The 17,435-nt window shown below is 61.4% G+C and carries 18 protein-coding genes; 4 read left to right on the top strand and 14 right to left on the bottom strand.

Going from position 1 to position 17,435, the window contains the following annotated elements; all coding sequences use genetic code 11:
• Nucleotides 1-74 precede the first annotated feature (74 nt).
• The 6 genes from ACMGG9_RS02550 to ftsB are packed head-to-tail and all read right to left on the bottom strand — an operon-like array spanning nucleotide 75 to nucleotide 4,003.
• Nucleotides 75-701: a protein-L-isoaspartate(D-aspartate) O-methyltransferase gene (locus ACMGG9_RS02550; RefSeq protein WP_004932585.1), complete on the bottom strand. Its 627-nt coding sequence runs from the start codon at nucleotides 699-701 to the stop codon at nucleotides 75-77.
• The gene (surE, locus tag ACMGG9_RS02545) at nucleotides 695-1,456 is read right to left on the bottom strand and encodes a 5'/3'-nucleotidase SurE (RefSeq protein WP_033641889.1); all 762 of its coding nucleotides are present in this window, start codon (nucleotides 1,454-1,456) and stop codon (nucleotides 695-697) included. The genes ACMGG9_RS02550 and surE overlap by 7 nt, the downstream gene beginning before the upstream one ends.
• A complete protein-coding gene (gene truD, locus ACMGG9_RS02540; protein WP_033651643.1) occupies nucleotides 1,437-2,483 on the bottom strand; it encodes a tRNA pseudouridine(13) synthase TruD in 1,047 nt (348 codons plus the stop codon). Before truD ends, surE begins: the two co-directional genes overlap by 20 nt.
• A 4-nt stretch (nucleotides 2,484-2,487) precedes the next feature.
• Complete coding sequence (gene ispF, locus ACMGG9_RS02535; protein WP_004932594.1) at nucleotides 2,488-2,961, bottom strand: 2-C-methyl-D-erythritol 2,4-cyclodiphosphate synthase; 474 nt, start codon at nucleotides 2,959-2,961, stop codon at nucleotides 2,488-2,490.
• Between the two features lie 10 nt (nucleotides 2,962-2,971).
• Nucleotides 2,972-3,679, bottom strand: a complete 708-nt coding sequence (gene ispD / locus ACMGG9_RS02530; protein ID WP_004932598.1) for a 2-C-methyl-D-erythritol 4-phosphate cytidylyltransferase — start codon at nucleotides 3,677-3,679, stop codon at nucleotides 2,972-2,974.
• A 3-nt stretch (nucleotides 3,680-3,682) separates the two neighbouring features.
• Entirely contained in the window at nucleotides 3,683-4,003 is a 321-nt protein-coding gene (gene ftsB, locus ACMGG9_RS02525; RefSeq protein ID WP_016929043.1) for a cell division protein FtsB, read from the bottom strand.
• Nucleotides 4,004-4,406: 403 nt separating this feature from the next.
• Here ftsB and ACMGG9_RS02520 point away from each other — a divergent pair, with 403 nt between their 5' ends.
• From ACMGG9_RS02520 to ACMGG9_RS02510, 3 genes are all read left to right on the top strand, one after another.
• Nucleotides 4,407-5,177, top strand: a complete 771-nt coding sequence (locus ACMGG9_RS02520) for a basic amino acid ABC transporter substrate-binding protein (protein ID WP_033651644.1) — start codon at nucleotides 4,407-4,409, stop codon at nucleotides 5,175-5,177.
• A gap of 114 nt (nucleotides 5,178-5,291) precedes the next feature.
• Nucleotides 5,292-6,011 (top strand): amino acid ABC transporter permease, encoded by a 720-nt coding sequence (locus ACMGG9_RS02515; protein ID WP_042706788.1) that lies wholly within the window; start codon nucleotides 5,292-5,294, stop codon nucleotides 6,009-6,011.
• Nucleotides 5,995-6,717, top strand: coding sequence for an amino acid ABC transporter ATP-binding protein (locus tag ACMGG9_RS02510; protein WP_089196591.1), 723 nt, complete (start codon nucleotides 5,995-5,997; stop codon nucleotides 6,715-6,717). The genes ACMGG9_RS02515 and ACMGG9_RS02510 overlap by 17 nt, the downstream gene beginning before the upstream one ends.
• A gap of 52 nt (nucleotides 6,718-6,769) precedes the next feature.
• Here the strand turns inward: ACMGG9_RS02510 and ACMGG9_RS02505 are convergent, their stop codons facing one another.
• The 5 genes from ACMGG9_RS02505 to cysG all read right to left on the bottom strand — a co-directional run bounded on the left by ACMGG9_RS02505 (nucleotide 6,770) and on the right by cysG (nucleotide 11,609).
• Nucleotides 6,770-7,096 (bottom strand): DUF3561 family protein, encoded by a 327-nt coding sequence (locus ACMGG9_RS02505; protein WP_033641885.1) that lies wholly within the window; start codon nucleotides 7,094-7,096, stop codon nucleotides 6,770-6,772.
• Between the two features lie 84 nt (nucleotides 7,097-7,180).
• Nucleotides 7,181-7,870, bottom strand: a complete 690-nt coding sequence (cysC, locus tag ACMGG9_RS02500; protein ID WP_079656228.1) for an adenylyl-sulfate kinase — start codon at nucleotides 7,868-7,870, stop codon at nucleotides 7,181-7,183.
• Nucleotides 7,809-9,236, bottom strand: a complete 1,428-nt coding sequence (gene cysN, locus ACMGG9_RS02495; RefSeq protein WP_414161890.1) for a sulfate adenylyltransferase subunit CysN — start codon at nucleotides 9,234-9,236, stop codon at nucleotides 7,809-7,811. Before cysN ends, cysC begins: the two co-directional genes overlap by 62 nt.
• Nucleotides 9,237-9,247: 11 nt before the next feature.
• Entirely contained in the window at nucleotides 9,248-10,156 is a 909-nt protein-coding gene (cysD, locus tag ACMGG9_RS02490) for a sulfate adenylyltransferase subunit CysD (RefSeq protein ID WP_033641883.1), read from the bottom strand.
• Nucleotides 10,157-10,178: 22 nt separating this feature from the next.
• Nucleotides 10,179-11,609, bottom strand: a complete 1,431-nt coding sequence (gene cysG / locus ACMGG9_RS02485) for a siroheme synthase CysG (protein ID WP_108680188.1) — start codon at nucleotides 11,607-11,609, stop codon at nucleotides 10,179-10,181.
• Nucleotides 11,610-11,870: 261 nt separating this feature from the next.
• Here cysG and ACMGG9_RS02480 point away from each other — a divergent pair, with 261 nt between their 5' ends.
• Nucleotides 11,871-12,941, top strand: a complete 1,071-nt coding sequence (locus ACMGG9_RS02480) for an aminopeptidase (protein WP_414161889.1) — start codon at nucleotides 11,871-11,873, stop codon at nucleotides 12,939-12,941.
• Nucleotides 12,942-12,996: 55 nt separating this feature from the next.
• On the opposite strand, the gene ACMGG9_RS02475 is transcribed toward ACMGG9_RS02480, so the two are convergent.
• The 3 genes from ACMGG9_RS02475 to cysJ form a co-directional block, all read right to left on the bottom strand.
• Nucleotides 12,997-13,731: a phosphoadenylyl-sulfate reductase gene (locus ACMGG9_RS02475; RefSeq protein ID WP_033641881.1), complete on the bottom strand. Its 735-nt coding sequence runs from the start codon at nucleotides 13,729-13,731 to the stop codon at nucleotides 12,997-12,999.
• Nucleotides 13,732-13,792: 61 nt separating this feature from the next.
• Nucleotides 13,793-15,508 carry an assimilatory sulfite reductase (NADPH) hemoprotein subunit gene (gene cysI, locus ACMGG9_RS02470; protein ID WP_197752279.1) on the bottom strand — a complete coding sequence of 572 codons (1,716 nt, stop codon included), beginning with the start codon at nucleotides 15,506-15,508 and terminating at the stop codon, nucleotides 13,793-13,795.
• Entirely contained in the window at nucleotides 15,508-17,307 is a 1,800-nt protein-coding gene (gene cysJ, locus ACMGG9_RS02465; RefSeq protein ID WP_414161888.1) for an NADPH-dependent assimilatory sulfite reductase flavoprotein subunit, read from the bottom strand. The genes cysI and cysJ overlap by 1 nt, the downstream gene beginning before the upstream one ends.
• Nucleotides 17,308-17,435 lie beyond the last annotated feature (128 nt).

The following is a 17,435-nucleotide window of genomic DNA, read 5'->3' as shown; positions in this document are numbered from 1 at the left end:
GGAACGAGAAAACCTTATCCGCACGTGATGAAAGTGCAACAGATTTTTCAGACGGTCGAAAAATCAGACAATCGCTAGGCCAATTCGCCTTTCACCAGCGGCACAAAGCGCACCGCCTCTACCGCGTCGACCACGAAATCGTTGCCATGGCGCTGAATGCGTTTGAGGGTTTGGGCCTGCTCGCCCACCGGCAACACCAAAATGCCGCCGTCGTCCAACTGCTCAACCAGCGCCTGCGGGATCTCCGGCGGCGCGGCAGTGACGATGATCGCATCGAACGGGCCGCGCGACGCCCAGCCCTGCCAGCCGTCGCCGTGGCGAGTGGAAACATTATGAAGGTCGAGCTGCTTCAGGCGGCGCTTGGCCTGCCACTGCAGCCCCTTGATGCGCTCGACGGAACAAACGTGTTGCACCAGATGCGCCAGGATGGCGGTTTGATAACCGGAACCGGTGCCGATCTCAAGCACCCGTGAAGTAGGCTTCAGATTCAGCAGCTCGGTCATCCGCGCCACCATATAAGGCTGAGAAATAGTCTGGCCGGAACCGATCGGTAATGCAGTGTTTTCGTAGGCTTTATGATCCAGCGCTTCGTCGACAAAACGCTCGCGCGGCACCGCTTCGATCGCTCGCAGCAGCTTTTCGTCCCGGATCCCTTGCTGACGCAGCTGCGTCAGCAATGTTTGCATACGCTTGTTCACCATTCCCCGCTAACCTCTGCCTTGGTTAACCATGTTTTCACGACTTCCTGCGCCGCGTAGGCGGTCAGATCCACCTGTAGCGGCGTGATCGCCACATAGCCTTGTTCCACCGCCGCAAAGTCGGTATCCGGCCCGACATCAAATTTATCACCAGGCGGCCCGATCCAGTAGAGATTTTGTCCACGCGGATCCTGCTGGCAGAAGACCTTATCGGCGGGATGGCGGCTGCCACAGCGAGTGACGCGCAGGCCTTTGATCTCCGCCAGCGGCAAATCCGGCACGTTGATATTCAGGATTTTTCCGGTGCGTAACGGTTCACGCTGCAGCGCACGCAAGATGCGGCAGGTAATGGCCGCTGCGGTCGCGTAGTGTTGGTGACCGTTCAGCGACACCGCCAGCGCGGGCAGCCCCAGGTGCCGGCCCTCCATCGCCGCCGCGACGGTGCCGGAATAGATGACGTCATCGCCTAAATTCGGTCCGGCGTTAATGCCGGAGACCACGATATCCGGCGCAGGGCGCATCAATGCGTTGACGCCAAGATAAACGCAGTCGGTCGGCGTCCCCTGCAGCACCGCGATATCGCCGTTGGCCAGCGTCTGCGTGCGCAGCGGCGACTCCAGCGTCAGGGCATTGGAAGAACCGCTGCGGTTACGATCCGGCGCCACGACCTGCACCTCGGCAAACTCCCGCAGCGCCGCCGCCAGCACCTGAATGCCTGGGGCGCTGACGCCGTCATCGTTACTCAGCAATATCCGCATCACTGTTATCCTGCTGCATGATTTCGCGAACCACGCTGGTAGCAAAGCTGCCTGCCGGCAGCCAGAAGCGCAGTTCCACGGTAACGTCATCCCACCAGTTCCACTGCAAATTTTGCGGCTGCAACAGCAGGGCCCGGCGAGCGGGTTCGACACGCTCGCGCTTTAAAAGCGTAAGCAATTCCGGTTGTTCCGCCAAGCATTGTTGTTCAAAAGCCAAGGCTTGGCCGGCGGTGCCTGGCTCTCCGTCGCCCGGCAAGGAGGCCGTGATCGCCAGCTCGCCGGCATCCAGCCGCTGTTGCAACGTCTCCAGCTCATCGGCTTTGGCGACGAACCAGCTACCGCGGCCGCTCAACTGCAGGGCATCCCCTTCCAGCACGGTGCACTGCAGGCCGTCGGCCAGGCGCCGGCCGGCTATCAGATTGAACAGCGCACTGCGGCTGGCGGAAAGGTAGAAGCTGCGCTTGCTGCGCTCTTTAACGCGGATTTCGTCGTTCGCCCAGCGGCGCGCCATCACCAGATTGTTGCCGCCGCGGCCGAAGCGTTGGCTGCCGAAATAGTTTGGCACGCCCTGCGCGGCGATAGCCTGCAGGCGGCGCTCAACGTCCTGACGATCGGAAATCTGGCGCAGCACCAGCGTAAAGTGGTTGCCCTTCAGATTGCCGATGCGCATTTTGCGCAGGTGGCGGGCGAACGAGAGCACCTCGCAGCCTTCCAGCGCAAACTGTGAGAAATCCGGCGTGTCTTTGCCCGGCATATGCAGGCAGAACCACTGTTCGGTCACCGCGTGGCGATCCTTCAAGCCCGCATAGCTGACGGAACGGGCGTGAATACCGGCGAAGCGCGCCAGATAGTCGGCCACGAACTGGGTATTGCAGCCGTTTTTACGGATGTTCACCAGCACATGCTCGCCTTCGCCGTCCGGCGCAAAGCCCAGGTCTTCCACCACCACGAAGTCTTCCGGATTGGCTTTCAACACCCCGGTGCTCTGCGGCTGGCCATGCAGCCAGGTCAGATTCGCCATATCCATGCGGTTATTCCTTGATCAGCAAGGCGACCGCTTCGCAGGCGATGCCCTCGCCGCGCCCGGTGAAGCCGAGCTGCTCGGTGGTCGTGGCCTTCACGTTGACGTCATCCATATGGCACTGCAGATCTTCCGCCAGGAAGACGCGCATCTGCGGGATGTGCGGCGCCATTTTCGGCGCCTGGGCAATAATCGTGATGTCGAGGTTGCCGAGGCGGTACCCTTTGGCGCGGATGCGCTTCCAGGCTTCGCGCAGCAGCTCGCGGCTGTCCGCGCCCTTGAAGGCCGGATCGGTATCGGGGAACAGCTTGCCGATATCGCCCAGCGCCGCCGCGCCCAGCAAGGCGTCGGTCGCGGCGTGCAGCGCAACGTCGCCGTCGGAGTGGGCCAACAAGCCTTTGTCGTAAGGGATGCGAACACCGCCGATCACCAACGGGCCTTCGCCGCCGAATTTATGTACGTCAAAACCGTGACCGATACGCATGGTGCGCTCCTTAATTGTCCAACTGAGTCAAATAGAACGCCGCCAGCGCCAAATCCTCCGGCCGCGTTACTTTAATGTTATCCGCCCGGCCAGCGATCAGCAGCGGATGATAACCGCAATGCTCCAGCGCCGAGGCTTCGTCGGTGACGTTTGCGCCTTCATCCAGCGCGCGCTGCAGGCACTGCTTGAGCAGCGGCAGCGGAAACAGCTGCGGCGTCAGCGCATGCCACAGATCCTGCCGTTCAACGGTGTGGGCGATGGTGTCGCGGCCGGGTTCGGCGCGCTTCATGGTGTCGCGCACCGGCGCAGCGAGAATGCCGCCCACCTTGCTGTGTGCGGTGATCGCCAACAGGCGCTCGAGATCGTCGGCGTGCAGACAGGGGCGCGCAGCGTCGTGTACCAGCACCCAGTCCGCATCACCCGCGAGCTTCAGCCCGGCCATCACCGAATCGGCGCGCTGTTTGCCGCCCTCGGTGACGGTCACCCGCGGATCCTGAGCGATGGGCAGCCGTTCGAACTGACGATCTTCCGGGCCGATAGCCACGATCACCCGTTCAATGCGCGGGTGGCGCAACAGGGCATGGATAGCGTGTTCGACGATGCTGTGCCGGCCGATGGTTAAATATTGCTTCGGGCATTCCGCCTGCATGCGGCTGCCGATACCGGCAGCGGGCAGGACGGCAATCACCGAGGGAAAGGTGCCTGCGGAGTGATTCATGCGTTATTTTTGTGCGTTATTTTGCGAGGAAGACGCCGCGTTGCGTCTGGATTGGTCAGGAACCAGACGATAGAAAGTCTCACCGGGCTTGATCATGCCCAGCTCATTACGCGCTCGCTCTTCGATCGCTTCCTGACCGCCGTTCAAATCATCGATTTCGGCAAACAGCTGATCGTTACGCGCTTTCAACTTCGCGTTGTTGCCCTGTTGGACCGCAACGTCTTCATTGACCCGCACGTAATCGTGAATACCATTTTTGCCCAGCCACAGTGAATACTGTAACCAACCGAGCAATGCCAGCAATAGCAGCGTAAGTTTTCCCATCTCCGCCCCCTGAAAAACCGACCAATCATCCCACAACTTCTCGTTGGACTCCACACTGAGAGCGGCATTTCAACGCCAAATTCAGAATACGGATGAAGGATTCCCGTGTTTATCGCCTAATTCCACTGCGAAAGCGGCAAAAAAAGCCGCTTTAGTCCGGCGCGCGCGCCGCGTTTTCCAATGAGACACACGCTGCCCCACCTCCATTATGCAGCAAGAATCACTGCACCATCGCATCCTGACCCGTCGCTTACGCCAAGGCAAAGCAAGAAGTGAATATTTAACACCATAGAAAGAATAATCCTCATGCAGTGGTTGCACTTTCATTCATTGAAGCTTATTTTTATGCACTCATAGTGCATAAATAATTCCAATATATAACCATTCATTATCGGGGATCGCGATGTTAAAACGTTTAGTTCTGATCGGCGCCTGCCTGGCCGCCACCTTCTCCACCGCCGCGCTGGCGGCTGAACCTACCTACGTCGTCGGCTCCGGCGGCACCTATCGGCCGTTCGAGTTTGAAAACAGCCAAAAACAGCTGGAAGGTTTCGACATCGACATTATCAAAGCGGTAGCCAAGGCCGAAGGTTTCCAGATAAAACTGATCAATACGCCGTGGGAAGGGATCTTCGCCACGCTGAATTCCGGCGATCGCGATATCATCATCTCCGGCATCACCATCACCGATAAACGCAAACAAATGGTTGATTTCTCTGCGCCTTACTTCCCGGCAGAGCAGGCCATCGTGGTGCCGCAAGACTCGAAGGTAGACTCCATTGCCGCGTTGAAAGCGCTGAAGGTCGGCGTGGTGAACTCCAGCACCGGCGACATCGTGGTGTCCGACGCGCTGGGCAAAAACAGCACCGCCATCAAACGCTTCGACAATACCCCGCTGATGCTGCAAGAGCTGTATGAAGACGGCATCGGCGCGGCGGTCGGCGACGTCGGCGTGGCCAAGTTCTATATCAAAACCCACCCTGAGAAAGCCTTCAAGCTGGTGCCCGACGCCAAGTTCGAACGTCAGTATTTCGGCATCGCCGTCGCCAAAGGCAACGATGAGCTGCGCAACAAAATCAACGCCGGCCTGAAGAAAATCATCGCCGACGGCACCTACGCCAAGATCTACCAAGCCTGGTTCGACAGCAACGTACCGACGCTGCCGGCGGAATAATGCCCTGCCGCCGGCGCCCGCAAGGCCGTCGGCGCGCCACCGTTTCAGCATACCAAGAAGGAATACCCTTTGAACTTCCGCTGGGAGATCATCCAGGAATACGCGCCGCTGTTTATGGAAGGCGCCTGGATGACCATCAAATGCACCATTATCTGCGTGCTGCTGGGCACCACCTGGGGATTGATCCTCGGTCTGGGGCGCTTGGCGCAGGCGCCGCACGGCATCTGGAAACCCATCCTGCATTACGGCGTTCAGTGGCCGGTACGTATCTACATCAGCGCCTTTCGCGGCACCCCGCTGTTCGTGCAGATCATGGTGGTGCACTTTGCGCTGGTGCCGCTGTTCATCAACCCGCGCGACGGCCTGCTGGTCACCAGCGGCCTGATGAGCGTCGACTTCGCCCGCGCGCTGCGCGCCGACTACGGCGCCTTTCTCTCCTGCGTGGTGGCGATCACACTCAACGCCGGCGCCTATGTGTCGGAGATCTTCCGCGCCGGGATCCAATCGATCGACCGCGGCCAGATGGAAGCATCCCGCTCGTTGGGCATGAGCTACGGCAAGACCATGCGACAGGTTATCTTGCCGCAAGCCTTCCGGCGCATGCTGCCGCCGCTGGGCAACAACGCCATCGCCATCGTCAAGGATTCGTCGCTGGCCTCCGCCATCGGCCTGGCGGATCTGGCCTATGCCGCCCGCACCGTCTCCGGCGCCTACGCCACCTATTGGGAGCCCTACCTGACCATTTCGCTGGTCTATTGGGTCATCACCTTCCTGCTATCGCTGCTGGTGCAACACATGGAAAAGAGGTTCGGTAAAAGTGATTCGCGTACATAACCTGCAAAAACAGTTCGGTGAAAGCCACGTGCTGCGCGGCATTTCCTGCCGGATCGCCGCCAACGAAGTGGTGTGCGTCATCGGCCCCTCCGGCTCCGGTAAAAGCACCTTCCTGCGCTGCATCAACGCGCTGGAAACGCTCTCCGGCGGCGAGATAGAGGTGAATGGCTTCGCCGTCCACGATCAGAAAACCGACCTGAACAAGATGCGTGAAAGCGTGGGCATGGTGTTCCAGCGCTTTAACCTGTTCCCGCACATGACGGTGTTGGAAAACATCATCATGGCGCCGGTCAGCGTGAAAAAACTGCCGCGCGCCGAAGCCATCGCGCAAGCGGAACAGCTGCTGCGCAAGGTCGGCCTGCTCGACAAAATCGACACCTATCCCAACAGCCTGTCCGGCGGCCAGCAGCAGCGGGTAGCGATCGCCCGCGCGCTGGCGATGGAGCCGAAAATCATGCTGTTCGACGAACCGACCTCAGCGCTCGATCCGGAGCTGGTGGGCGAAGTGTTGGCGGTGATGAAATCGCTGGCCCATGAGGGCATGACCATGGTGGTCGTCACGCATGAGATGGGCTTTGCCCGCGAGGTGGCCGACCGGGTACTGTTTATCGATCAGGGGATCATTCAGGAAGAGGGGCAGCCGCAGCAGATCTTCAGTCACCCGTCCAATCCGCGCACTCAGGCATTTTTGAGCAAAGTTTTGTAACCTTCGGCACGGCTTTGCAATCCTGCGGGCGCCGGCCTCGGCGCCCACTCTCTCACCACCCGGTCAGGAAGCTGAACACCAGCCAGAACAGGCACAGCACAACGGCGCCGGTCAGCAGCAGCGTCAAGATCAAACGGCCGCGCAGCAGCATGCTGAGAGTGATGCCGATCAGCACCGACAGCGGCATTAGCGCCAGGAAGAATGGCCAGGTATAAAGCAGGAAAAACAGCGTATTGGAACCGTAAACCAAAAACGGCAACGCGAACGCCAGCCAGTAGAAAACAAAGCCGCTGACGCCGCCCAGGAAAGAATAAGAAGGCTCCTCTTTCTCCTGTTTTGACTGCTTGGAGTCGATCAAGATAGGCGTGACATTTTGCATAGTGATCCCTGGTTATTCGGCTCGCTCTGCGGCGGCTTAGAGTAAAAAGCGCATGGCGAAAAACGCCACACGCTTTTTTTGAATTCAGGGTTTGATAATAGCCTGACCACGCAACACGTCTAACAATTGCGCAATCAAATTTGTTACCAATTGTTGGCCATCAAGGTGGATTTCCGGCTGCTGCGGCGCCTCGTAAACCGCGTCGATACCGGTGAAATTGCGCAGCTCGCCGGCGCGCGCTTTCTTATACAATCCCTTCGGATCGCGCGCCTCGCAGATCGCCAACGGCGTATCGACAAACACCTCGATAAAGCGATCGTCGCCGAGCATCTCACGCACCATCTGCCGTTCGGCGCGGTGCGGCGAAATGAATGCGGTCAGCACCACCAGCCCGGCGTCCACCATCAGCTTGGCCACTTCCCCCACCCGGCGAATGTTCTCGCGCCGATCCTCGTCGGAGAAGCCGAGATCGCGGCACAGGCCGTGGCGCACATTATCGCCGTCCAGCAGGTAGGTGCTGACGCCGAGCCCATGCAGCGCCTGCTCCAGCGCGCCGGCGACGGTGGATTTGCCCGAACCGGACAGCCCGGTAAACCACAGCACCGCGCCGCGATGGCCGTTGCGCGCTTCGCGATCCGCGCGCGTCACCGCGTGCGGATGCCAAACCACGTTCTCATCGTCCGGCCCGGTCGCCCTCAGTTCAGCGGCCACCTTATCGGCCACCGAGCAGATCGCGCGCGCCCCAGTGCGGGAAGTGCTTGCGCACCAGCGCATTCAGCTCCAGCTCGAAGGCGCTGAATTCGCCGCGCGCCGCCGATGCGGCCTGCAGCGTTTCACGCACCAGCCCGGCACCCACCGTGACGTTGCTCATGCGATCGATGAAGATCAGCCCGCCGGTGTCGTGATTGCTCTGGTAGCTGTCCAGCACCAGCGGTTCGTCGAAGGTCAGCTCCACCAATCCGATGCCGTTGAGCGGCAACGTGTCGGCCGGATGCTGCGCCAGCGTATTGATCTCCACCTGATGACGGATGCTCTCCACGCGCGCGCGGGTCTTTTTACCGGCGATCTTGATGTCGTAGCTCTGGCCCGGCACCAGCGGCTGCTCGGCCATCCATACCACGTCTACCAGCGCGCTCTGCGCCGCCTGCAGACTTTCGCCGGCGTCGACCAGCAGATCGCCCCGGCTGATGTCCACTTCATCCTTCAGCACCAGCGTAATCGCTTCGCCCGGCACTGCCTCTGGCAGATCGCCGTCGAAGGTCACGATGCGCGCCACGCTGGACTCCACGCCGGAAGGCAGCACTTTGATGCGTTGCCCCACCCGCACCACGCCGGCGGACAGCGTGCCGGCATAGCCGCGAAAATCGAGGTTCGGGCGGTTGACGTACTGCACCGGGAAGCGCAGCGCCTGGTTTTCTCGCTCGCTGACCACGTCAACGCTCTCCAGCACTTCCAGCAGCGTCGGGCCGCTGTACCACGGCATATGGGCGCTTTCGCTCGCCACGTTGTCGCCGTCCAACGCCGACAGCGGCACGAACTTGATGTCCAGATCGCCTGGCAGCTGCTGGGCGAAGGTCAGGTAATCCTGTTTGAACTGCTCGAACACCGCTTCCTGATAGTCCACCAGATCCATTTTGTTTACCGCGACCACCAGATGGCGAATGCCCAGCAAGGTAGCGATAAAGCTGTGGCGGCGAGTCTGATCCAGCACCCCTTTACGCGCGTCGATCAGCAGGATCGCCAGATCGCAGGTAGAGGCACCGGTGGCCATGTTGCGGGTGTACTGCTCATGCCCCGGGGTATCGGCGATGATAAACTTGCGTTTTTCGGTCGAGAAGTAGCGATAGGCCACATCGATGGTGATGCCCTGCTCGCGCTCGGCCTGCAGACCGTCCACCAGCAGCGCCAGATCGAGCTTCTCGCCCTGGGTGCCGATGCGTTTGCTGTCGCTGTGCAGCGTCGATAGCTGATCCTCGTAGATCTGGCGGGTATCGTGCAGCAGGCGACCGATCAGGGTGCTTTTGCCGTCGTCGACGCTGCCGCAGGTCAGAAAGCGCAGCAGGCTCTTGTGCTGCTGCGCGTGCAGATAAGACTCGACGCCGCCCTGGTCAGCGATTTGTTGTGCAATTGCGTTATTCATCCGGCGGCTCCTTAGAAATACCCTTGACGCTTTTTCAGCTCCATCGAGCCAGACTGATCGCGATCGATCATCCGCCCCTGGCGTTCACTGGTGGTGGAGACCAGCATTTCTTCGATGATCTCCGGCAGGGTTTGCGCCTGCGAGTCCACCGCGCCGGTCAGCGGCCAGCACCCCAGGGTGCGGAAACGCACCATGCGCTGGCTGATCACTTCACCCGGCTGCAGATCGATGCGATCGTCGTCCACCATCATCAGCATGCCGTCGCGCTCCACCACCGGGCGCGGTTTCGCCAGATACAGCGGCACGATGTCGATGTTTTCCAGGAAGATATACTGCCAGATATCCAGCTCGGTCCAGTTCGACAGCGGGAAGACGCGGATGCTCTCCCCTTTGTTGATCTGGCCGTTGTAGTTGTGCCACAGCTCCGGCCGCTGGTTTTTCGGATCCCAGCGGTGGAAGCGATCGCGGAACGAATAGATGCGCTCTTTGGCGCGCGATTTCTCCTCGTCGCGCCGCGCACCGCCGAAGGCGGCGTCGAAACCGTACTTGTTCAACGCCTGCTTCAGGCCCTCGGTTTTCATGATGTCGGTATGCTTGGCGCTGCCGTGCACGAACGGGTTGATGCCCATCGCCACCCCTTCCGGGTTTTTATGCACCAGCAGCTCGAAGCCGTACTCCTTCGCGGTGCGATCGCGGAATTCGTACATTTCGCGGAATTTCCAGCCGGTATCGACGTGCAGCAGCGGGAATGGCAGCGTGCCGGGGAAGAACGCCTTACGCGCCAGGTGCAGCATCACGGAAGAGTCTTTGCCGATGGAATACAGCATCACCGGGTTGGCGAATTCAGCGGCGACTTCACGGATGATATGGATACTCTCCGCCTCCAATTGCCGCAAATGAGTGAGTCGTTTTTCGTCCATAACAGGTCCTTAAAAGCCTTGCCTATGCCAAATTCACGACGGCCGGGCGCGCGGCCCCTTCCGTCTGCGATTGATGCCCGAACCAGGCGATTTGGTGGTGCAGTTCCACCACTTCGCCGATCACCAGCAGCGCCGGCAACGGCGCCCGTTGGGCCAGATATTCCAGTTGTTCCAGCGTGCCGATCTGCACCTGCTGATCGGCGCGCGTGCCGCGGCTGATCACCGCCACCGGCGTCGCGGCGTCGCGACCGTGGGCGATCAGGCGCTGGCTGATGTCCGCCGCCTTCATGGTGCCCATGTAGATAGCCAGCGTCTGCCGCGCCCGCGCCAGATCGGCCCAGTCCAGGCCATCGCCGTCGGGGCGGCAGTGGCCGGTGATAAAGGTCACGCTCTGCGCGTGGTCGCGGTGCGTCAGCGGAATGCCGGCGTAGGCGGTCGCCCCCGCGGCGGCCGTGACGCCCGGCACCACCTGGAACGGAATGCCGGCGGCGGCGGCCACCTGCAGCTCTTCGCCGCCGCGGCCGAAGATGAACGGATCGCCCCCCTTGAGGCGCACCACGCGCTTGCCCTGCTGCGCCAGTTCCACCAGCAGCCTATTGGTCTCTTCCTGGATCACCGAGTGCGCGCCGGCGCGCTTGCCCACGCAGATGCGCTCGGCGTCGCGGCGCACCAGATCGAGGATTTCGCCGCTGACCAGATGGTCATACAGCACCACGTCCGCCTGCTGCATCACCTGCAGCCCGCGCAGGGTCAACAGCCCCACGTCGCCCGGCCCGGCGCCCACCAGCGCTATCTCGCCCTGGGCGCCCTCATCGCCTGCGGCGAAGCGGTGTAAATCCTGCTCCAGCTGGCGTTCCGCCTGCGCCGTCTGGCCGTTGGCCACCAGCGTGGCGAAACGGCCGCCGAAGGTGTTTTCCCAGAAACGGCGACGTTCGCCGATCGAAGCCAACCGCTGTTTGACCTGGCCGCGCCAGCGGCCCGCCACCTGCGCCATCTGCCCCAAACTGGCGGGCAGCAACGCCTCCAGCTTTTCGCGCAGCAACCGCGCCAGCACCGGCGCCTGGCCGCTGGACGATACGGCGACCACCAGCGGCGAGCGATCGATGATCGACGGGAAGATGAACGAACAGCGCGGCTGATCGTCCACCACGTTGGCCAGCACCCGGCGTTTATCCGCCTCGGCGAACACCGCGGCGTTCAGCGCATTGTCGTCCGTGGCGGCGATCGCCAGAAACACGTCGTCCAGCTGCTGCGGATCAAAGGTTTTCCCCAGCCAGAGCACCCGCCCTTGCTGACGTTGTTGTTCCAGTTCCGGTGAGAGCGACTGCGCAACTATCCGTATTTCAGCCCCGGCGCGCTGAAGCAGGGAGACTTTGCGCGCCGCCACGTCCCCACCGCCAACGACCAGCACCGGACGTTGTTTCAGGTCGGCGAATATTGGTAGATAGTCCACAACAGCCTTTTCATATAACAGAAAGATAGTGTGACTATACGGGCTGAGATTTAGCCTCTGAAATGACGAAAAGGAATGATTAGTTCCTTTATGGAATATAGGCCGCAGCGCAGGAGGCAAACCATGCTCATCGCGACGGCGATTTGCGCGTTCGCGCGAAAATTAAGAGACAGGGAAATTGTGTAATGCCGCCCGTCGTCTCATACTGGGCGCCGAAGAAAAATGATCGGCAGCGCCGATAGCAAAGAAGGATTTTTCGGTATGTTTTCCCGTTTTTACCTGAAGACCAGCCTGCTGGCCCTCGCACTCGGCGGCGTCTTCAGCGTTTGTGCCGCACAGCCCGTAAAAGACGCGCCAATGGGCCGTTTCGCCGCCGAACAGACCCGCCACATCGCCACTTACTTCCCCGGCCGCATGGCGGGCAGCCCGGCAGAATTGCTCACCGCCGACTATCTCAAGCAGCAGTTCGGCAAGATGGGTTACCAAAGCGACATTCGCAGCGTCAATACGCGCTATCTCTACACCAGCAAAGACGGCAAGAAGAACTGGAATAACGTCACCGCCAGCTCGGTGATCGCCGCCCGCAACGGCAGCAGCCCGAAACAGGTCGTGATCGTCGCCCACTTCGACACCTATACGCCGCAGAGCGACGAGGATCTGGATAACAATCTCGGCGGCCTGACGCTGCAGGGCGTCGACGACAACGCCTCCGGCATCGGCGTAATGCTGGAGCTGGCGGAACGCCTGAAGGATATCCCCACCGCCTACGGCCTGCGCTTCGTCGCCACCAGCGCTGAAGAGATCGGTTCGCTGGGCGCGCAGAACTACCTGCAGCGCATGAGCGCGGAAGAGAAAAGCAACACCGTGCTGGTGATCAACCTCGACAGCCTGATCACCGGCGATCGTCTGTACTTCAACGCCGGGCGCAACACGCCGCCGCAGATGGCGAAGCGCTCCCGCGATCGCGCACTGGATATCGCCCACCGCTACGGCATCGCCGCCGCCACCAACCCAGGCAATACGCAGCATCCGCAAGGCACCGGCTGCTGTTCCGATCAAGAGGTGTTCGACGCCGCAGGCATCCCGGTATTGTCAGTGGAGGCCACCAACTGGTCGCTGGGCGACAAGGACGGTTACCAGCAGCGTGCCGTCAGCCCGCACTTCCCGCAGGGCATCACCTGGCACCGCCCGCAGTACGACAACCTGCAGTATCTGGATCGCTACCTGCCGGGGCGGATCGACAAACGCAGCCGCGACAGCGTGCAGATCCTGCTGCCCTTGATCAAAGAGCTGGCGCAGGCGCACCCGCCGAAAGCGCAGAAGAAAAAGTAGCCCGTAAAAAAACAGGGCCCAGCATTGCTGAGCCCTGTGATGTCATTCGCGTCGTTTAGCCTTCGTGCAGACCGCACTCGCGCTTCAGGCCAAAGAAGCGCGTCTCTTCCTCGCTCATGCCCGGCTCCCACTTTTGGGTGGTGTGGGTATCGCCTACCGACAGGTAGCCCTGCTCCCACAACGGGTGGTAGCTCAGCCCGTGTTCGGTCAAATACTGGTAAATCTTGCGGTTGTCCCAGTCGATGATCGGCAGGATCTTGAACACCCCACGCTGCACCGCCAGCACCGGCAGATTGGCGCGGCTGCCGGACTGTTCGCGCCGCAGGCCGGCGAACCAGCTCTGCGCGCCCAGCGTCTCCAGCGCGCGGTTCATCGGCTCGACCTTATTGATCTGGTTATACTTTTCAATGCCTTCCACGCCCTGCTCCCACAGTTTGCCGTAGCGCGCCTCTTGCCAGGCGGGAGACTGTTCGGCGCGGAACACCTGCAGATTCAGCTTCAGCTGGTCGGTCAGTTGATCGATAAAGCGGTAGGTTTCCGGGAACAGGTAACCGGTGTCGGTCAGGATCACCGGGATATCCGGCCGGATGCGCGTCACCAGGTGCAGACATACCGCCGCCTGAATGCCGAAACTGGATGAGAGTACGAACTCGCCGGGCAGATGCTCCAGCGCCCATTCGACGCGCTGTTCGGCGCTGAGGCTCTCCAGCTGGCCGTTGACCACCGCCAATGCCAGCGCCTGCCCGGATTTGGGCAACGCGTTCAGCGCCGCCAGATCGAATTCAGCCATGTTGTCTCTCCTGATACTTGAAATTACCTGTGCGGCCCCTCTGCCCAGGGGCCGCCCGGCCTCACTCCCAGAAATCTCGCGCCGGATCCAGCACCGGTTTGACGATGCCCGCGCGAACGGTGAAGTCGCCGAAGCCTTCGCCGGCGTTGCGCTCCTTCGCCCAGCGCCCCACCAGCAGGTCGGTCTCGCTCAGGATCTCGTCTTCGTTGATGTTTTCGCGGTACATGCGCGGAATGCGCGTGCCTTCGCGGTTGCCGCCCAAATGCAGGTTATAGCGGCCGACCGCCTTGCCCACCAGCCCCAGCTCCGCCAGCAGCGCGCGGCCGCAGCCGTTCGGGCAGCCGGTGATGCGCAGCACGATATGCTCGTCGCCCATCCCGTGCCGATGCATGATCTCCTCAACCTTGGTGACGAACTGCGGCAGGAAGCGCTCGGCCTCCGCCATCGCCAGCGGGCAGGTCGGGAACGACACACAGGCCATCGAGTTCTTGCGTTGCTCGCTGATCTGGTCGTCGATCAGGCCATGATCGCGCGCCAAGGCGTCGATCTTGGCCTTCTCGCTTTCCGGCACGCCGGCGATGATCACGTTTTGGTTCGCCGTCAGACGGAAGTCGCCTTTATGGATCTTGGCGATCTCCGCCATGCCGGTCTTCAGCGGGCGCCCCGGATAGTCCAGCAGGCGGCCGTTCTCGATAAACAGCGTCAGATGCCACTGATCGTCGATGCCCTTCACCCAACCGATGCGATCGCCGCGGCCGGTGAATTCATACGGACGGATCGGCGCGAAGGTGATGCCGGCGCGCTTTTCCACTTCGGCGCGGAAAACGTCCACGCCAACGCGCTCCAGCGTGTATTTGGTCTTGGCGTTCTTGCGGTCGGTGCGGTTGCCCCAGTCGCGCTGCGTGGTGACCACCGCTTCCGCCACCGCCAGCGTATGCTCGAGCGGAATGTAGCCGAACTCGCTGGCCTGCCGCGCGTAGGTTTTCTTGTTGCCGTGCTCAATGGACAGCCCGCCGCCCACCAGCAGGTTGAAGCCCACCAGCTTGCCGTTTTCGGCGATCGCCACGAAGTTCATGTCGTTGGCGTGCAGATCGACGTCATTCTGCGGCGGGATCACCACCGTGGTTTTGAATTTGCGCGGCAGGTAGGTCGGCCCCAGAATCGGCTCTTCGTCGGTGGTGGCCACCTTTTCCTGATCCAGCCACACCTCTGCGTAGGCGCGGGTGCGCGGCAGCAGGTGTTCAGAGATCTTCTTCGCCCACTCGTAGGCTTCCTGATGCAGCTCGGACTCCACCGGGTTGGAGGTGCACAGCACGTTGCGGTTCACGTCGTTGGCGGTCGCCAGCGCGTCCAGCCCCAGGCGATTCAGCAACTGGTGCACCGGTTTGACGTTGCCTTTCAGGATGCCGTGAAACTGGAACGTCTGGCGGTTGGTGATGCGAATGCTGCCGTACAGCGTGCTCTCCTGCGCGAACTTGTCGATGCCCAGCCACTGCTGCGGGCTGATGACGCCGCCCGGCAGGCGGCAACGCAGCATCATGGCGTGGCGCGGCTCCAGCTTCTGCTCGGCGCGTTCGGCGCGAATGTCACGATCATCCTGCTGGTACATGCCGTGAAAACGGATCAGCAGGAAGTTGTCGCCGTTGAAGCCGCCGGTCAGGCCGTCGTTCAAATCTTCGGCGATGGTGCCGCGCAGGAAGTTACTCTCCTTCTTCATGCGCTCCGCATCGGCCAGTTTGCCTTCGACTACCAAAGGCCCGGGGTGTTTATCACTCATCAGTAAACATCTCGCTGATAACGGCGCTCAAGGCGCAGCTCACTTAAAAATTCATCCGCCTGCTCGGTATCCATGCCACCGTGCTCGGCCACCAGTTCCAGTAATGTGTGTTCCACGTCTTTCGCCATGCGATTGGCATCGCCGCAGACGTAAATGTGCGCGCCTTCCTGAATCCAGCGCCACACTTCCGCGCCCTGTTCGCGCAGTTTGTCTTGTACGTATATTTTATGTTGCTGGTCGCGGGACCAGGCCAGATCGATGCGGGTGAGCAGGCCGTCTTTCACGTAGCGCTGCCATTCAACCTGGTACAGGAAATCTTCGGTAAAGTGCGGGTTGCCGAAGAACAGCCAGTTTTTGCCACCGGCGCCGTCAGCGTCGCGCTGCTGCATAAAGGCGCGGAACGGCGCGATGCCGGTGCCCGGGCCGATCATGATCACCGGCGTTTCCGGGTTGGCCGGCAGACGGAAGTTGTCGTTGTGCTCGATAAACACCCGCACGTCGCCGTCCTCCTCCAGGCGGTCCGCCAGGAAACCGGAGGCGCCGCCGCTGCGAGCGCGCCCGTCGATGTCGTAACGCACGACGCCCACGGTGATGTGCACTTCGTTCTCATTTTCCGCCTGTGAAGAGGCGATGGAGTACAGGCGCGGCGTCAGCGGACGCAGCAGCCCGACCAGCTGTTCGGCGCTCAGATCCGCCGGCGCCTGGCGCACCATGTCGACGATCGGCGTGTTGTGCGCATACTGCTGCAGCGCGGCTTTATCCACCAACAGACCGATCAGCTTTTCGTCGCGCGACAGCGCGGCGTATTTATCGACGATCGGCGTGGTGTTCTGCGTCAGTTCGAAATGGCTGCGCAGCGCCTGCGCCAGCGGCAGGGTTTGCCCTTCCACCTCGACCGGTTCGTCGCCTTTCAGCCACAATAGCTGCACCAATTCGTCCACCAGCGCCGGATCGTTGTCGAACCATACGCCGAGCGCATCGCCAGGCTGGTAGCGCAGGCCCGAATCGCCCAAATCGATCTCGATATGGCGCACGTCTTTATCGGACGCGCGGCCGGTAATTTTCTGCTTGACCGCCAGTTGGGCGGTGAGCGGTTGTTCCTTGCTGTACGGGCTGCTGTCGATCAGGTCGACCGCGCCGCTGGCCAACGCGCCCGGCGCGGCGCTTTCCGCCGGCGCGCGCGCCTTCAGCACCGACACCACCTGTTTGCGCCAGGCGGCGGCCAGTTCCTGATACTCCACGTCGGCATCCACGCGCTCCACCAGGCGCTCGGCGCCCAGTTCGGCCAACTTGGCGTCGAAATCTTTACCGGACTGACAGAAATTCTCATAAGAGGTGTCGCCCAGCCCGAACACCGCAAACGCGGTGTCACTCAGCTTCGGCGCCTTTTTCGAGAACAGGTATTTATGCAGCGCCACCGCTTCTTCCGCCGGCTCGCCTTCCCCTTGCGTGGAGGCGACGATCACCAGCAGGCGCTCTTGCGCTATCTGTTTGAATTTGTAGTCGCCGGCGCTGATCAGCGTGGCGTTCAGATTGGCGGCCAGCAAATCGTCGCGCAGCTGCTCCGCCAGGCGGCGCGCATTGCCGGTCTGCGAAGCGGAAATGATGGTGATGCCGGCGGCGGCAGGGGCGGCGGGCGCAATGGCCACGGCTCCTGGCTGTTGATTGACCATGCCCCAAAAATAACCGGACAGCCACGCCAGCTGCGTCGGCGAATAGTCGCCGATCGTCGCCTGCAGGCGTGCCAGCTGTTCGGGCGTCAGCGGGAGCAAAGATGTTGGAGGAGCCTGAGTCGTCATTGCTGTACTTATTTCCTATACTTAGCGCCTTTCCTGCCAGGCGCGCGCCAGTGTCAGTCGCTGTCTCTTCGCTGCGTCGGGTGTGCGGAAAAGATCAAGAGAGTTTGTAAGGTTACCGAGCAGAATAG

It is taken from the genome of Serratia sp. BNK-10 (genome assembly GCF_047456065.1).
Lineage (GTDB): Bacteria > Pseudomonadota > Gammaproteobacteria > Enterobacterales > Enterobacteriaceae > Serratia > Serratia ureilytica.
This window is presented reverse-complemented; position numbering and strand designations above follow the sequence as displayed.

Excerpts from the sequence above, each read along its gene's own strand:
- cysC (WP_079656228.1), bottom strand. The coding sequence starts at position 7,870 with ATGCGCTGGTGCGCAAGCACTTCCCGCACTGGGGCGCGCGCGATCTGC.
- cysN (WP_414161890.1), bottom strand. The coding sequence starts at position 9,236 with ATGAATAACGCAATTGCACAACAAATCGCTGACCAGGGCGGCGTCGAG.
- truD (WP_033651643.1), bottom strand. The coding sequence starts at position 2,483 with ATGGATATGGCGAATCTGACCTGGCTGCATGGCCAGCCGCAGAGCACC.
- ACMGG9_RS02515 (WP_042706788.1), top strand. The coding sequence starts at position 5,292 with ATGGAAGGCGCCTGGATGACCATCAAATGCACCATTATCTGCGTGCTG.
- ACMGG9_RS02520 (WP_033651644.1), top strand. The coding sequence starts at position 4,407 with ATGTTAAAACGTTTAGTTCTGATCGGCGCCTGCCTGGCCGCCACCTTC.
- ispF (WP_004932594.1), bottom strand. The coding sequence starts at position 2,961 with ATGCGTATCGGTCACGGTTTTGACGTACATAAATTCGGCGGCGAAGGC.
- cysD (WP_033641883.1), bottom strand. The coding sequence starts at position 10,156 with ATGGACGAAAAACGACTCACTCATTTGCGGCAATTGGAGGCGGAGAGT.
- surE (WP_033641889.1), bottom strand. The coding sequence starts at position 1,456 with ATGCGGATATTGCTGAGTAACGATGACGGCGTCAGCGCCCCAGGCATT.
- ACMGG9_RS02505 (WP_033641885.1), bottom strand. The coding sequence starts at position 7,096 with ATGCAAAATGTCACGCCTATCTTGATCGACTCCAAGCAGTCAAAACAG.
- ACMGG9_RS02550 (WP_004932585.1), bottom strand. The coding sequence starts at position 701 with ATGGTGAACAAGCGTATGCAAACATTGCTGACGCAGCTGCGTCAGCAA.
- ACMGG9_RS02480 (WP_414161889.1), top strand. The coding sequence starts at position 11,871 with ATGTTTTCCCGTTTTTACCTGAAGACCAGCCTGCTGGCCCTCGCACTC.
- cysI (WP_197752279.1), bottom strand. The coding sequence starts at position 15,508 with ATGAGTGATAAACACCCCGGGCCTTTGGTAGTCGAAGGCAAACTGGCC.
- ispD (WP_004932598.1), bottom strand. The coding sequence starts at position 3,679 with ATGAATCACTCCGCAGGCACCTTTCCCTCGGTGATTGCCGTCCTGCCC.
- cysJ (WP_414161888.1), bottom strand. The coding sequence starts at position 17,307 with ATGACGACTCAGGCTCCTCCAACATCTTTGCTCCCGCTGACGCCCGAA.
- ACMGG9_RS02475 (WP_033641881.1), bottom strand. The coding sequence starts at position 13,731 with ATGGCTGAATTCGATCTGGCGGCGCTGAACGCGTTGCCCAAATCCGGG.
- ftsB (WP_016929043.1), bottom strand. The coding sequence starts at position 4,003 with ATGGGAAAACTTACGCTGCTATTGCTGGCATTGCTCGGTTGGTTACAG.